This window comes from Pseudomonas asplenii, from assembly GCF_900105475.1.
Taxonomy (GTDB): Bacteria; Pseudomonadota; Gammaproteobacteria; order Pseudomonadales; family Pseudomonadaceae; genus Aquipseudomonas; species Aquipseudomonas asplenii.
In genome coordinates this window covers 258,424-273,160 of record NZ_LT629777.1, presented here as the reverse complement: position 1 = coordinate 273,160, position 14,737 = coordinate 258,424, and the positions used below count along the sequence as shown (strand labels likewise).

Genomic DNA, 14,737 nt, shown 5'->3' with positions numbered 1-14,737 from the left:
TTCCTGTGACGAGCCCGCTCGCCAGACTATGTGCACTGCGCGGGCTTGGCTCAGGGCCGATAGGCCCGCATGAACAGGCCCACCACCTCGCGCACATGGGCTTCACTGTCCTCGGCATTCAAGCGCTGGCCGCAGCCATACAGCAGGCGGAAGTTCGCCGCGCCCTTGAGCAGGCAGAAGAAGTGTTCGGCAGCGTTGTGCGGCTTGTCGATATTCAGCGCACCGCTCTGATGAATCCGGCTCAGCAGCCGTTCCATCTCGGTCAGCATCCGTTGCGGGCCAGCCTCGAAGAAAATCTGCGACAGCCTGGGGTCCTGGCTCCCCAGCGCCACAATCAGGCGATGCAGGTTCACCGACTCGTCACTGTTGATCAGCACGTGAAAGCCCCGAGCGATGTTGAGCAGCACCGTTTCGACCGGCACACCTTCGGGCAAGGCGAATAGCAGGTCGGGTAGCTGCGCCTCGCACTTGGACACCACCGCAGCGGAGAACAGCGTCTCCTTGTCGTTGAAATGGCTGTAGACCGTCAGCTTCGAAACACCTGCCGCTGCTGCTACCGCGTCCATGCTGGTGCTGGCGTATCCATTACTCAGGAACAGATCTTCCGCTGCTTCAAGAATGGCCTGGCGTTTTGCCGGGTCCTTGGGGCGGCCGGGGCCGCTGGGCACAGAAAGATTGTCGGACATTTTTCACTTTAATACTGGACTGGTCAGTTTGGTATAAATACCATACTGATCAGTATAATTATTTCAAGCACTCTTGGCGAAGGGTACACACCATGTTCCGCTATGTCCTGCCTCTGGCGTTGCCCGCCAGTCTAGCCTTTTTCCTCGTGGGCTGTGGTCACGAAGAGTCCGCCCAGGTCACTGTACGTCCGGCCATGGTGGTGCAGCCCCAGTTGGCGGCCCAGGGCATGGACAGTTATCCCGGTGAGGTGCGTGCCCGTTTCGAGCCTGAACTGGCGTTTCGCATTGCTGGCAAGGTCGCTCGACGCCTGGTCGAGGAGGGCCAGCGGGTCAAGGCCAACCAGCCACTGGCGGAGCTCGACCCGCAGGACGTGCGTCTTCAACTGGAGGCCACCCGGGCCCAGGTAGCGGCTGCGGAAGCGAACCTGAGTCTGGTGCGTTCCGAGCGCGACCGTTACAAGACCTTGCTGGATCGGCAGATGGTCAGCCGCTCACAGTACGACAACGCGGAAAATGCCTACCGCGCCGGTGAGGCCAGGCTGAAGCAGATCAAGGCTGAATTCGATGTCTCCAGCAACCAGGCGGGCTACGCGGTGTTGCGTGCGCCGCAGGACGGCGTGATCGCCAAGCGTCAGATCGAGGTCGGCCAGGTGGTGGCTGCCGGCCAGACGGTATTCACGCTGGCGGCCGATGGTGAGCGTGAAGTGCTGATCAGTTTCCCGGAACAGGCGTTCGGGCGCTTCAAGGTTGGCCAGGATGTCGCGGTCGAACTCTGGTCGCAGCCGGGCCAGCGCTTCAACGGGCATATCCGCGAGTTGTCGCCGGCAGCCGATCCGAAATCCCGGACCTTTGCCGCTCGCATCGCGTTCAGCGCCGGGAAGGTGCCTGCCGAACTGGGGCAGAGCGCCAGGGTCTTCGTCCAGGCTGCTGGAGACGTACCGTTGTCGGTGCCGTTATCGGCGCTGACCGCCGAAAATGGTGCCGCCTATGTCTGGAAAGTCCAGGCGGACAATACGCTCAAGCGCACCCCGGTGCGGGTCGGTGCCTTCGGCGAGAAAAGTGTGCCGGTGCTCGAAGGGCTCAACGCCAGCGATTGGGTGGTGGCGGCCGGTGTGCATGTGCTTCATGAGGGGGAACAGGTGCGTCCGGTGGACCGCTCCAACCGTGTCGTCAACCTGGCGGCCAAGGAGTAGTCCCCGATGGGTTTCAACCTTTCCGAATGGGCATTGCGTAATCGCCAGATCGTACTGTTTCTGATGCTTTTGCTGGCGATGGTTGGGGCTATGTCCTACACCAAGCTGGGGCAGAGCGAAGACCCGCCGTTCACCTTCAAGGCCATGGTGATCCAGACCAACTGGCCCGGGGCGACGGCCCAGGAAGTGTCGCGGCAGGTCACCGAACGTATTGAAAAGAAACTGATGGAAACCGGCGAGTACGAGCGGATCACCTCGTTCTCGCGGCCAGGCGAGTCTCAGGTGATCTTCATGGCCCGCGACTCGTTGCATTCGGCGCAGATCCCCGAACTCTGGTATCAGGTGCGCAAGAAGCTCAGCGACATCCGCCAGACTCTGCCGCCGGATATTCAGGGACCGTTCTTCAATGACGAGTTCGGTACCACCTTTGGCAATATCTATGCGCTGACCGGCGACGGTTTCGACTACGCGGTACTCAAGGACTACGCCGACCGCATCCAGATCCAACTGCAACGGGTCAAGGATGTCGGCAAGGTCGATCTGTTGGGGCTCCAGGACGAAAAGGTCTGGATCGAGTTGTCGAACGTCAAGCTGGCCACGCTCGGTGTACCGATGGCGGCCGTGCAGCAGGCGTTGCAGGAGCAGAACGCGGTTTCGACCTCGGGTTTCTTCGAAACCCCGACGGAGCGTGTGCAACTGCGCGTCAGCGGCAACTTCAAGAGCGTCGACGAGATTCGCAATTTCCCGATCCGGGTGGGCGACCGGACCTTGCGCATCGGTGATATCGCCGAGGTCCGTCGTGGTTTCAACGATCCACCGGCGCCGCGCATGCGTTTCATGGGCGAAGACGCCATCGGCCTGGCCGTGGCGATGAATGACGGTGGCGACATCCTGGTGCTGGGCAAGGCGCTGGAAACCGAGTTCGCCCGAATCCAGAAAAGCCTGCCGGCGGGCATGCGCCTGAGCAAGGTGTCCGACCAGCCGGCGGCGGTCAAGACTGGTGTCGGCGAGTTTGTCCAGGTCCTGGTGGAGGCGCTGGCGATCGTGCTGCTGGTGAGTTTCTTCTCCCTCGGTGTGCGCACCGGCATGGTGGTGGCGCTGGCGATCCCGCTGGTACTGGCGATGACCTTCGCCACCATGTATTACCTGGGTATCGGCCTGCACAAGATTTCCCTTGGCGCCCTGGTGTTGGCGCTGGGACTGCTGGTGGACGACGCGATCATTGCCGTGGAAATGATGGCGATCAAGATGGAGCAGGGCTTCGACCGATTCAAGGCGGCGAGTTATGCCTGGACCAGCACGGCGTTTCCGATGCTGACCGGCACGCTGATCACCGCCGCTGGCTTCTTGCCGATCGCCACCGCTCAATCGGCGACCGGCGAGTACACCCGTTCGATTTTCCAGGTGGTGACCATCGCCCTGTTGGCATCGTGGATCGCCGCCGTGATGTTCGTGCCGTATCTGGGGGAGAAGCTGCTTCCCGACCTGGCGAAGCTTCACGCCGCCAAGCATGGTGCCGATCAGCCGGATCCGTATGCCACCCCGTTCTATCAGCGGGTGCGGCGAGCTGTGGAGTGGTGCGTGCGGCGGCGCAAGACGGTGATCGTGTTGACCGTCCTGTTGTTCGTAGGGTCGGTGGCGCTGTTCCGCTTCGTGCCCCAGCAGTTTTTCCCAGCCTCTGGACGGCTGGAATTGATGGTCGACCTCAAGCTGGCCGAAGGCGCATCGCTGAATAACACCACCGAACAGGTCAAGCGCCTGGAAGCGCTGCTCAAGGGCCATGATGGCATCGACAACTATGTGGCCTATGTCGGTACCGGTTCACCGCGTTTCTACCTGCCGTTGGACCAGCAGTTGCCAGCGACCAGTTTTGCCCAGTTTGTGGTGCTGGCCAAATCCATCGAGGACCGCGAAAAATTGCGGACCTGGTTGATCGACACCCTCAATGAGCAGTTCCCGGAACTGCGGGCGCGGGTCACGCGTCTGGAGAACGGCCCGCCCGTGGGCTATCCGGTACAGTTCCGTGTCACCGGTGAGCATATCGAGGTGGTCCGGGCCCTGGCCCGCAAGGTGGCGGCCAAGGTGCGCGAGAACCCCCATGTGGCCAACGTGCATCTGGACTGGGAAGAGCCGAGCAAGGTGGTCTACCTGAATGTCGATCAGGATCGCGCCCGGGCGCTGGGGGTGAGCACGGCCAACTTGTCGCGCTTCCTGCAGAGTTCGCTGACCGGTTCGACCGTCAGCCAGTACCGCGAAGACAATGAGCTGATCGAGATTCTGCTGCGTGGCACCGTGCAGGAGCGCACCGAGTTGTCGGCGCTGTCGAGCCTGGCAGTGCCCACCGACAACGGCACCAGCGTGGCGCTGTCGCAAATCGCCACGCTGGAATACGGTTTCGAGGAGGGCGTTATCTGGCACCGCAATCGCCTGCCCAACGTGACCATCCGCGCCGATATCTACGGGCAGGAGCAGCCGTTGACTCTGGTCAAGCAGATCATGCCGACCCTGGATTCGATCCGGGCCGAATTGCCGGACGGTTATCTGCTGGAGGTGGGCGGTACCGTGGAGGACTCGGAGCGCGGCCAGGCTTCGGTGAACGCCGGCGTGCCGCTGTTCATCGTGGTAGTGCTGACCTTGCTGATGTTGCAGTTGCGCAGTTTCTCGCGGGTGGCGATGGTGTTCCTCACTGCACCGCTGGGGTTGATCGGTGTGACGCTGTTCCTGTTGGTGTTCCGTCAGCCGTTCGGTTTCGTGGCGATGCTCGGGACGATTGCGTTGTCGGGGATGATCATGCGCAACTCGGTGATACTGGTGGACCAGATCGAACAGGATATCCGCGCTGGCATGTCGCAGTGGCAGGCTATCATCGAGGCGACGGTGCGGCGCTTCCGGCCGATCGTATTGACCGCGCTGGCGGCGGTGTTGGCGATGATCCCACTGTCGCGCAGCGTGTTCTACGGACCGATGGCGGTGGCGATCATGGGCGGTCTGGTCGTGGCGACGGCCTTGACCCTGTTGTTCCTGCCGGCGCTGTATGCCGGTTGGTTCCGGGTGAAGAAAACCGTGGTCGAGGGATAAAACCTGATGGGGAGAGCCAGCTCGCTGGCTCTCCCTGGCACATTACAGTGCGCCAAACACCTTTTTCGCCAGGCTGGTGGCCGCTTCCGCCGGATTGGCGCGGATGCCTTCCTCCTTCTGGGCGATCATCTTGAACAGGCCGTCCAGGGCCTTTTCGGTCACGTAGCTTTCAATGTTGGCACTTTTGGCATCAAGCACGCCGAGGCTCGCGGCCTGCCCGGCGAACGAGTTGTACTGCTGGGCCAGGCCCACCTGATCGGTGGCCTGCTTGACGATCGGCAGGAACTTGGCGCGGATCTGCTCGCGGCTGGTCTTGTCCAGGTACTGGGTTGCCGAGTCCTTGCCGCCGGTGAGAATGCCCTTGGCGTCGCTCACGGTCATCTTTTTCACTGCATCCACCAGCAGCGCCTGAGCCTGCGGCACGGCCGCCTCGGCCGCCTTGTTCATACTCGTTTCCAACTGATCGACCTGGGCGCCCATGCCGAACTGCTTCATCTTGCTGGCGACCTTGCCCAGTTTGCCGGGCAGTTCGATCTTCACCTCTGGGTTGTTGCTGAAACCACCCGGCTTGCCGAGCGTGGTGACGGCCGCTACGGCACCCTGGGCCAGGGCGTCCTTGAGTCCACCCGAGGCTTCGCCCTGGGACAGGCTGCCCAGGGACAGGGCCAGCGCGTTGGCGGAGATCAGCAGGCCGGCACAAAGGCCGACCAGGCGTAGGGAGGGACGGAGCATGGAAAGCTTCCTTATTCGAAAAATGAAGAGATGACCGGGCGAAGCCGGCACGCCGGTGCAAGCGCTGTGGAACCAGCGGCTCCAATCGGTGGCGTGCGCTTCGCTGATGATAACAGTAGCTGGCCGGCGTGCTCGAAGCGAGCATTGATCGAATAGATTCAGGGCGCCACTAGGCCCTGAGGGTCAGGCTCTGGGGTTTCTCTTTCTGCAGCACGACGGTTCTGGGGATGGGTTTGAGGGTGAATTTGCGTCGGCTGCCGAAGGTGCCCTGGGTTTCGTAAATCTGTCCGGGTTTGACGCGATTGGTGTCATAGCGCAGGTAGCGGGGGATTGCGCCCTTGAGCAGGGTGATTTCCTCGCAGAGGATGTAGGGCGGCAGGCCCGAGTCGTTCAGGGCCACCAGTTTCAGGTTGGCCAGGGTGTTTTCCTCGGTGCCGATCATGGGCACCAGCGCGGCGCTCAGATACAGGTAGCCGGGGGGACTCAGGTGAAAGACTTCTTCCTGTTTGTCCTTGCGCCACCTGAAGCTGTAGCGGATGTCGGCCAGCAGCGAGACGTCATCGACGCTCATGTCGAACTCGATCTCGATCCTGCTGTTGTAGCGCAGGTCCAGCGGCAGTTCGAAGACGAAGCTCCAGGGGCTCCTGGGCGGCAGGTTGGTGCTGGTCCAGGTGCCAAGAGCGGCATGGGTATCGCGGTTGCGCAGGGTGATCCGGGTTTTTGCCCGGGCGGCAATGGCGTAGTCCGGGGGGAAGTGGAAAATAGCGGTCACGACGTTTTTCGCAGTCATCTCGATGTCCTTATCGAACGCGTCAAAGGCGACGCAATATCCAGTCTATACGAGTGTTTGCCGAGGAAATTCGACAGAGAAACATCCGTGTTTCTTTGCCGAATCGTCTGTCATGAGGCTGCCGGTTATCCGATATCAGTCGGCGCTGGGGCTGTCGTCGGTGTTCTGTTCCGGGCCGGTGTCGTGCAGCGCCACCTGGCGGATCGACAAGCGGATTTCCGCTGGCAGGACCCGCTTGGCCGCGCCCTCGGCCAGTTCGCCGAGCAGGTCGTGATAGCTCAGCTTGCCGGCTTCGTCGCGACGCAGGACGTCGAGGTCGAGCAGGGTCTGGATGAAGTGGCGGAACAGACTCTTGTCGAAGAATTCCGGCGCATTGAGCCCGTGCAGGATCGACAGGCGCTGGGCCATGATCGTGCACAGGTCTTCCAACTCCTCGGCGCTGATACTGTGCTGGCCGCTGTTGAGCAGCAGCGAGATCGCCATGTAGAAGCGTTGCAGGGTCTGGGCGATGCTTCTGGACAGCAGGGTAAGCAGCACGAAATGCCGCGAACTCGGCGCCGGGCGCAGGTAGACCTCATTCTCGAAGCGCAGCAGGCCCTGTTCGACGAAGGCCTCGAGCCATTGATCGACCACCGCGTCGAGTTCCTCCAGTGACCAGCGGATGAACAGTTCCGACTGCAGGTACGGGTACAACGCCCGGGTGTAGCGCAGCAGTTGTTCGCGGCTCATGCGGGACGAGCTCTGGAAGAAGCTGGCGAGCAACGCCGGCAGGGCGAAGATGTGCAGGACGTTGTTACGGTAGTAGGTCATCAGGACCGCGTTCTGCTCGTCCAGGTAGAGAATCTTGCCCAGCGCATCGCTTTGTTCGGCGAGCAGGTCCATGTCCTTGACGTGCTGGATCAGTGCCCGGCCATCGCCTTCGGGCAGGGTGGTGTGGGGCGAATAGGGGACGCGACGCAGCAGCACGAGGTACAGATCGAGTACCCGCGCCATGGCACGCTCGTCCAGGGCCAGTCGGCTGGTGGACAACAATGCCAGAGCCACCAGGTTGACCGGGTTGATCGCAGCGGCTTCGTTGAGGTGGCGTGCCACGCGTTCGCCGAGGCGGTTGGTGGTTGCGCTCAGCCAGTCCGGCTTGAATTGCGAGCCCAACTCCTGGGCACGCCAGTCCGGTTGTTCCTGGTCGAGGAATTCTGCCAGTTTGATCGGTTCGCCGAAGTTGACCGCAACCTGGCCGAAACGCTGCTTGAGGGCCCCGATGACCTTGAAAATGTCGAAGATCGACTCTTTTTTCTTGCTGGCGCCACGCAGTTCGCCGAGGTAGGTCCGGCCTTCCAGTACCCGCTCGTAGCCGATGTAGACCGGCACGAAGACGATCGGCATACGCGATGAGCGCAGGAAACTGCGCAGGGTAATGGCCAGCATGCCGGTCTTGGGTTGCAGCATGCGTCCGGTGCGCGAGCGCCCGCCTTCGACGAAGTACTCCACCGGAAAACCCTTGGTGAACAGTGTGTGCAGGTACTCGTTGAACACGGCGGTATACAGCGGGTTGCCCTTGAAGGTACGGCGCATGAAGAACGCGCCGCCACGGCGCAGCAGGCTGCCGATTACCGGCATGTTGAGGTTGATCCCGGCGGCGATGTGCGGTGGGGTCAGACCGTTGCGGAACAACAGGTAGGACAGCAGCAGGTAGTCGATGTGGCTGCGATGGCAGGGCACGTAGATCACCTCGTGTCCCTGAGCCACGGCTTGTACGCCTTCGATGTGATTGACCCGGATGCCGTTGTAGATCTTGTTCCAGAACCAGCTCAGCACCACTTCCAGGAAGCGGATGGCGGTGTAGGTGTAATCCGAAGCGATTTCGTTGCCGTAGCGCAGCGCCTGGGTCTTGGCTTTCTCCGCCGGGATGTTCTCGCGCTGGGCGTGTTCGAGGATTGCCTGGCGGACCTGTGGCTCGTTGACCAGGCCCTTGACCAGGTTGCGACGGTGGGACAGGTCGGGACCGATCACTGCGGTCTTCAGGTTGCGAAAGTGCACCCGCAGGATGCGTTGGGCCATGCGTACGGTGCGTTCGTGGCCCTTGTTGTGTTCCACCAGTTCGCGCAGGTTGATCGGCGCGGAGAACTGCACGCGGGTCTTGCGGCCCAGGATCAGGATGCTCAGCAGGCGCCGCAGCCGGCCGGTGACCGCCCAGCTGTCGGCGAACAGCAGTTTCCATGGGCTCGACTCGCTGTCCGGCGATTGTCCCCAGAACACGCTGACCGGGATCACTTGAGCATCTTCGGCGGCATTCTGGCTCAGGGCGTCGACCAGGCGGGTCAGGGTCGGCGGAGCGCCGCGCTTGTCCTGGCGGCCGAGCCAGTCGGGCTCCGGCGTCAGGTAGAAAAACGCCGCCGGCTCCAACAGCGGACCCACCGAGACCGGCAACACCGGACGCGGCAGGCCGGCCCGGGTACATTCGCGGTCGACCACCGCCAGATCGCTCAGCGACGGCGACTGGAGTACGTAGAACACCGGGCGGCTACGGTCCAGGTTGAGGGCCAGAGACGATTGGTTGATCGTCTCCGAGCGCACCCACAGGTACAGGAGGCGGCGCAGGGTGCCAAACACAAGACGGCGCAAAGGCGAACGGGTCATACGGTTTCTGCTTCAGATGGAATGAACCGAGCGTTTGCTCGGGCGGGCGTAGTGTGCCGTATCTGGCGAAAATCGGCAAAAATGCGACGAAGCAATATCGATCGCGCGTTTTGCGGGCTGTCCTGGGCTCCGAGATTCGCACTGAGTGCTATGACCTACGAATGTCATCCCAAGTTCTGGCGATCAGGCGGGAAGAATCCTCAGGCCGAGGATGGGGTTGGTGGTTTAGGGCTAGGGTGGGGCATGGCAGGGCCTCACAGCGCAGAGCTGGCCAGTGCAAGGCTGGCCATGGCAGGAGCGGCCCGTGCAAGTCCTGCCAGGTCAGGCTCGGATGGGATCAGGCCGTACGCCAGGTAATCTCTTCTTCGCCGTCGGCACTGATACGAATCCAGCGGTCGGCGCTTTCTTCGCCTTCCTCCTCGACCCAACTGCCAGGTGCGCAACGCACTTCCACCTGTAGCGCAGCGAAGGCGGCGCGGGCACAGGCAATGTCGTCGTCCCAAGGGGTCTGGTCGCTCTCCAGGTACAGGCTGTTCCACTTGCCCACGGCCTTGGGCAACCAGGTCACCGGCACGCCGGCGGCCTCGCATTTCCAGGTCTGGCCTTTCTGCGTCCACTCGGTGCAGGGGCCAAGCGCCGTATTCAACCAGGCGGTAATTGCCTTGTGGTCGACGTCGGCGTCTTTCAGGTAAATCTCTATGTCAGGCTGGCGCATGGATGTCCTCGCTGCGGCTGCTGAAAAATCCATTCGCGGATTCTGGCGGTCGCCAACCGGGGTTGGCGAGGTTTGTCATGGGGATCATTGCAGAACGAAGTAATCGTAGCGCATCGACACACTGACCTCGAACGGCTCGACCTGATCGATCACCCGGGCGCGACGCTCGGCGCTGGCGCGCCAGCCGTGCGGGGTCATGGCCAGCAGGTTGGCGCGATCGACGGGCTGTTCCAGGCGCAGCGTGAAGTCGAGGACTTCACTGTGCTCTAGCCGCATGCCGTCCGGCACCAGGGCCAGGTGCTTGTCGTCGGTATATTCACGCACTTCGTCATAGAGCCGTTCGCGCAGTTCCATCAGGTGGCCGCTGGTCGGGCCGACTTTCATCAGGCCGCCACCGGGGCTGAGCAGGCGCTTGGCCTCTTGCCAGTCCAGCGGGCTGAAGACGCTGGCGAGAAACTGGCAACTGGCGTCCTGCAGCGGAATACGCGCCATGCTGGCAATCAACCAGGTCAGTTGCGGGTTACGACGGCAGGCCCGCTTCACCGCTTCACGCGAGATGTCCAGGGCATAGCCGTCGGCTGCTGGCAGCGCCTGGGCGATCTGGGCGGTGTAGTAGCCCTCGCCACAGCCGATATCGACCCAGCGTTGCGGGGGCCGCTCGGCCGCCAGTTCGGCCAGGCGACGGGCGACCGGGGCATAGTGCCCGGCATTGAGGAAATCGCGCCGGGCTTCGACCATGGCCTGGTTGTCGCCCGGGTCTCGGCTGTTCTTGTGTTGCACCGGCAGCAGGTTCAGGTAGCCCTGGCGTGCGCGGTCGAAACGGTGCCCGGCCGGGCAGGCCACACCGTTGTCGACTGCGCTCAGCGCTGCGCTGCAGAGAGGGCAGGTGAGCATCAGGCGAGCAACTTGATCAGGGTCTGGTAGTAGATTTCGGTCAGCACATCGAGGTCGCTGGCCAGGACTCGCTCGTTGACCTGGTGAATGGTCGCGTTGACCGGGCCGAGTTCCACTACCTGGCTGCCTAGGGTGGCGATGAAGCGTCCGTCGGAGGTGCCGCCGCTGGTCGAGGCCTGGGTTTCGCGGCCGGTGATGTCCTTGATGCTGGACGATACCGCGTCGAGCAGCGCGCCCGGCTCGGTCAGGAACGGCAGGCCGGACAGCGCCCAGTCCACGTGCCAGTCCAGTTGGTGTTTGTCGAGGATTGCCGCGACCCGATGTTGCAGGCCTTCGACGGTCGATTCGGTGGAGAAGCGGAAGTTGATCAGGGCCACCAGGTCGCCGGGGATCACGTTGGTCGCGCCGGTGCCGGAGTTGAGGTTGGAGATCTGGAAGCTGGTCGGTGGGAAGAAGGCATTGCCGTCGTCCCAGTGCTCGGCGGCCAGCTCGGCGAGGGCAGGGGCGGCCAGGTGGATCGGGTTCTTCGCCAGGTGCGGGTAGGCCACATGACCTTGCACGCCGCGGATGGTCAGCTTGGCGCCGAGCGAGCCGCGCCGGCCGTTCTTCACCACGTCGCCGACCAGCGAGGTGCTCGACGGTTCGCCGACGATGCACCAGTCCAGGCGCTCCTTGCGCGCGGCCAGACGTTCGACCACCGCCTTGGTGCCGTGGTGGGCCGGGCCTTCTTCATCGCTGGTGATCAGGAACGCCACTTTGCCCTTGTGGTCCGGGTAGTCAGCGACAAATCGCTCGGTCGCGACCAGCATCGCCGCGAGGCTGCCCTTCATGTCGGCGGCACCGCGACCGCAGAGCATGCCGTGCTCGTCGATCAGCGCATCGAACGGATCGTTCTGCCAGGCCTGGAGCGGACCGGTCGGAACCACGTCGGTATGGCCGGCGAAGCACAGCACCGGGCCTTCATGGCGACCATGGGTGGCCCAGAAGTTATCCACATCCTCGATACGCATCGGCTCCAGGTTGAAGCCGGCATCGCCCAGACGCTGCATCATCAGTTTCTGGCAGTCGGCGTCGACCGGTGTCACCGATGGGCGGCGGATCAGATCGCAGGCAAGTTGCAGGGTCGGCGAAAGCTCGGCGTGGGCCGTCATGAAAAACTCCGGATGCAGGGGCAAGGTCGGGTAATACGTGTGGGCGCCAGGCTTGCCTGCCAAAGCGCCCTCAAGGGCGCCAGAGCTTCGCTGGCAAGCCAGGCTCCTACAGTCATCGGGTTTGGCCGTGGAAGCGTACTTGACCAAGGCGCGGAAAGTGGCGGATATCTTAAAGCAAAATGGCCAACAGAGGCTGTAGGAGCAGGATTTATCCGCGAAGCTTTCAGGGCTTCTGTCGGGTAAATCCTGCCCCCGTTCGTTTACGCCACGGGCACCTGTTCAGGTTCTTCGGCCGGCTTGGGCAGCGAAGAGACGAAGGCCATGATCAGGGCCGCCAAGTACGGCAGCGACTGCACCAGCAGCATGGTCACCCAGAAGCGCATGTCGTTGCTCGGCAGGCCCTGTACCAGGAAGATCCCCAGCGCCGCGCCCCACAACAGCAGCATGATGAACAGCTCTTCGCGGGCTTCCGAGATCGCCACCCAGAGGCCGTGTTTATCGGCGTTCTTCGGCGTGCGGAAGAACGGAATGCTGCTGGTGAAGAAACCGTACAGCACCGCCTTGGCGATCGTGTGCGAGAGTGCCAGGCCGGCCAGCGCGGCAGCGAAGGCATCCTTCATGTTCACACCGACTGCGCGCCGGTAGAGGAACAGGATCTTGCCGACCTTGAAGGCGAACAGCGCCAGTGGCGGGATCGCGAAAATCAGCAGCGGCGGGTCGACCCGTTGCGGCACGATGATCATCGCCGACGACCAGAGCAGGGCACCGACGGTGAAGAAAATATTCATGCCGTCCGCGACCCACGGCAGCCAGCCGGCGAGGAAGTGGTAGCGCTGGCCACGGGTCAGTTCGGTGTCCTTGCCGCGCAGCAGGCTCGCGGTGTGCCGCTTGATGATCTGAATCGCACCGTAGGCCCAGCGGAAACGCTGCTTCTTGAAGTCGATGAAGGTATCGGGCATCAACCCCTTGCCGTAGCTGTGGTGGTGATAGGCCGCCGACAGGCCTTTCTCGAACACCCGCAGGCCCAGCTCGGCGTCTTCGCAGATACACCAGTCGGCCCAGCCCAGTTCTTCCAGGACCGAACGACGGGTCATGGTCATGGTGCCGTGCTGGATGATCGCGTCACGGTCGTTGCGGGTGACCATGCCGATATGGAAGAAGCCCTTGTATTCGGAGTAGCAGAGCTTCTTGAAGGTGCTTTCGTTCTGGTCGCGATAGTCCTGTGGCGACTGCACGATGGCGATCTTCGGATCGGCGAAGTGCGGCACCATGTGCTTGAGCCAGTTGCGGTCGACGCAATAGTCCGAGTCGATCACCGCGATGACTTCGGCATCCTTGGCGGTATGCGGGATCAGGTAGTTCAGTGCCCCGCCCTTGAAGCCGGCCAGGGGCGCGACGTGGAAGAAGCGGAAGCGTGGGCCGAGGGTTTCGCAATAGGCCTGCACCGGCTCCCAGACTGCCGGGTCCTTGGTGTTGTTGTCGATGATCAGGACTTCGTAGTCCGGATAGTCGAGGGCGGCGAGGGCGTCGAGGGTCTGTTTGACCATTTCCGGCGGCTCGTTGTAGCACGGCACATGGATCGAGACTTTCGGTCGGTAGTCCGACTCACCTTCGACCGGCAGGAATTCACGTCGGCGCTTGTGGGTCCAGACTGCCTCGGCCAGTTCGTGGGCTTCGGTCAGCAGGACGATGAATACCCCCAATGCCCCGAGGGCGAGCAAAAAGCCCACGGTCAGGCTGAACCAGGTGCTGTATTGCTGGCTGTAGTCGTAGCCGATCCACACCAGCACCGAACCGCAGAGGAAGGCGATGAAGGTCAGGAACGTCCGGCCACGCTGGCGCAGCGCCGAGCCGTCGATCAGCAGGACCGCCAGGGACAGCATCGCCAGCACCACCGAGCCGATGGCCAGGACCCGCCATTGCGGAATGGCGACCACTGGGCCTTCGAAGTTGAATTTCTGCTGGCGCGCGGCGTTGTACACGCCCCAGTAGGCGCCCACGGAGCCTTCGTCGCTGGCTTTCCAAGGTTGGTCGAAGGCTTCGATCACGAAGTAGTTGAAGCCCTGGCGGTTCAGCTTGTTCACCAGCGTGCGCAGGTAGATCGCCTGGTCCGCCTGGGTAGCATCGGCACCGCCGCGCATGCGGCCGTTGCTCGGCCAGCCGACTTCCGACAGCAGCAGCGGCTTTTTCGGGAACATGCGCTTGAGTTCACGGGCACGGTCGAGCACGAACTGGCCGGATTTCTCCATCGGGATGAATTCCCAGTACGGCAGGATGTGCGCGGCGATCAGGTCGACATGCTTGGCCAGTTCCGGGTTGTGCTCCCAGATATGCCATTGTTCGGAGGTGGTGACCGGGACCTTGACTGCGGCTCGCACACGATCGAGCAGCACGCCCAGTTCCTTGGCGGTGATTTCCTTGCGGAAGATCGCCTCGTTACCGACCACGACCCGAACCACGCTGCGCGAGGTATTGGCCAGTTCGATGGCGCGGGTGATTTCCCGTTCGTTGCGCTCCTGGTCCGGGCTGATCCAGATCCCCAGGGTCACCCGCAAACCGAATTCCTCGGCGAGCTTGGGAATGTCCTGCAACGTACCGTCAACCGAATAGATCCGGATGTTGTCGGTCAGCTTGCTGATGATCTCCAGATCGCGACGCATCTCATCGTCGGTCGGGTACTGATCCTTCTGTGGGAACTGGCCCTGCTGGAAGGGTGAGTAGGAGAAGCCGGAAATATGTTCAGGCCAGTTGGGGGCCGAGACCGGACGGTTGATCAGCGCCCAGAAACCGGTGAACAGCGCGGCGATTGCCAGCACCACCACCAGATTGAGTCCAAGTTTACGCGATGACATAGATATTTC

General features: G+C 62.5%; 10 protein-coding genes. 2 read left to right on the top strand and 8 right to left on the bottom strand.

All coding sequences use genetic code 11. From position 1 onward, the window contains the following. Positions 1 to 50 precede the first annotated feature (50 nt). Entirely contained in the window at positions 51 to 686 is a 636-nt protein-coding gene (locus BLU37_RS01270; RefSeq protein ID WP_010444787.1) for a TetR/AcrR family transcriptional regulator, read from the bottom strand. Positions 687 to 778: 92 nt separating this feature from the next. On the opposite strand from BLU37_RS01270, the gene BLU37_RS01265 reads away from it, so the two are divergent. Both BLU37_RS01265 and BLU37_RS01260 read left to right on the top strand, forming a co-directional pair. Then, positions 779 to 1,879, top strand: coding sequence for an efflux RND transporter periplasmic adaptor subunit (locus BLU37_RS01265; RefSeq protein ID WP_090202000.1), 1,101 nt, complete (start codon positions 779 to 781; stop codon positions 1,877 to 1,879). 6 nt (positions 1,880 to 1,885) lie between these two features. After that, the gene (locus BLU37_RS01260) at positions 1,886 to 4,957 is read left to right on the top strand and encodes an efflux RND transporter permease subunit (protein WP_090201999.1); all 3,072 of its coding nucleotides are present in this window, start codon (positions 1,886 to 1,888) and stop codon (positions 4,955 to 4,957) included. Positions 4,958 to 4,999: 42 nt separating this feature from the next. On the opposite strand, the gene BLU37_RS01255 is transcribed toward BLU37_RS01260, so the two are convergent. The 7 genes from BLU37_RS01255 to BLU37_RS01225 all read right to left on the bottom strand — a co-directional run bounded on the left by BLU37_RS01255 (position 5,000) and on the right by BLU37_RS01225 (position 14,728). Continuing rightward, positions 5,000 to 5,689 (bottom strand): DUF4197 domain-containing protein, encoded by a 690-nt coding sequence (locus tag BLU37_RS01255; protein WP_010444782.1) that lies wholly within the window; start codon positions 5,687 to 5,689, stop codon positions 5,000 to 5,002. A gap of 169 nt (positions 5,690 to 5,858) precedes the next feature. Further along, a complete protein-coding gene (locus tag BLU37_RS01250) occupies positions 5,859 to 6,479 on the bottom strand; it encodes a hypothetical protein (RefSeq protein WP_090201998.1) in 621 nt (206 codons plus the stop codon). Positions 6,480 to 6,614: 135 nt separating this feature from the next. Then, positions 6,615 to 9,116, bottom strand: a complete 2,502-nt coding sequence (plsB, locus tag BLU37_RS01245; protein ID WP_090201997.1) for a glycerol-3-phosphate 1-O-acyltransferase PlsB — start codon at positions 9,114 to 9,116, stop codon at positions 6,615 to 6,617. A 337-nt stretch (positions 9,117 to 9,453) separates the two neighbouring features. Then, positions 9,454 to 9,831 (bottom strand): hypothetical protein, encoded by a 378-nt coding sequence (locus tag BLU37_RS01240; protein ID WP_029532336.1) that lies wholly within the window; start codon positions 9,829 to 9,831, stop codon positions 9,454 to 9,456. An 84-nt stretch (positions 9,832 to 9,915) separates the two neighbouring features. Further along, a complete protein-coding gene (locus BLU37_RS01235; RefSeq protein ID WP_090201996.1) occupies positions 9,916 to 10,725 on the bottom strand; it encodes a putative RNA methyltransferase in 810 nt (269 codons plus the stop codon). Further along, positions 10,725 to 11,876: a succinyl-diaminopimelate desuccinylase gene (gene dapE / locus BLU37_RS01230; protein WP_010444777.1), complete on the bottom strand. Its 1,152-nt coding sequence runs from the start codon at positions 11,874 to 11,876 to the stop codon at positions 10,725 to 10,727. Before dapE ends, BLU37_RS01235 begins: the two co-directional genes overlap by 1 nt. A gap of 260 nt (positions 11,877 to 12,136) precedes the next feature. Continuing rightward, positions 12,137 to 14,728: a glycosyltransferase gene (locus BLU37_RS01225; protein WP_029379339.1), complete on the bottom strand. Its 2,592-nt coding sequence runs from the start codon at positions 14,726 to 14,728 to the stop codon at positions 12,137 to 12,139. Between the last annotated feature and the right edge of the window lie 9 nt (positions 14,729 to 14,737).

Coding starts and splice junctions, on each gene's coding strand:
- BLU37_RS01265 (WP_090202000.1), top strand. CDS start 779: ATGTTCCGCTATGTCCTGCCTCTGGCGTTGCCCGCCAGTCTAGCCTTT.
- BLU37_RS01270 (WP_010444787.1), bottom strand. CDS start 686: ATGTCCGACAATCTTTCTGTGCCCAGCGGCCCCGGCCGCCCCAAGGAC.
- plsB (WP_090201997.1), bottom strand. CDS start 9,116: ATGACCCGTTCGCCTTTGCGCCGTCTTGTGTTTGGCACCCTGCGCCGC.
- dapE (WP_010444777.1), bottom strand. CDS start 11,876: ATGACGGCCCACGCCGAGCTTTCGCCGACCCTGCAACTTGCCTGCGAT.
- BLU37_RS01260 (WP_090201999.1), top strand. CDS start 1,886: ATGGGTTTCAACCTTTCCGAATGGGCATTGCGTAATCGCCAGATCGTA.
- BLU37_RS01250 (WP_090201998.1), bottom strand. CDS start 6,479: ATGACTGCGAAAAACGTCGTGACCGCTATTTTCCACTTCCCCCCGGAC.
- BLU37_RS01255 (WP_010444782.1), bottom strand. CDS start 5,689: ATGCTCCGTCCCTCCCTACGCCTGGTCGGCCTTTGTGCCGGCCTGCTG.
- BLU37_RS01225 (WP_029379339.1), bottom strand. CDS start 14,728: ATGTCATCGCGTAAACTTGGACTCAATCTGGTGGTGGTGCTGGCAATC.
- BLU37_RS01240 (WP_029532336.1), bottom strand. CDS start 9,831: ATGCGCCAGCCTGACATAGAGATTTACCTGAAAGACGCCGACGTCGAC.
- BLU37_RS01235 (WP_090201996.1), bottom strand. CDS start 10,725: ATGCTCACCTGCCCTCTCTGCAGCGCAGCGCTGAGCGCAGTCGACAAC.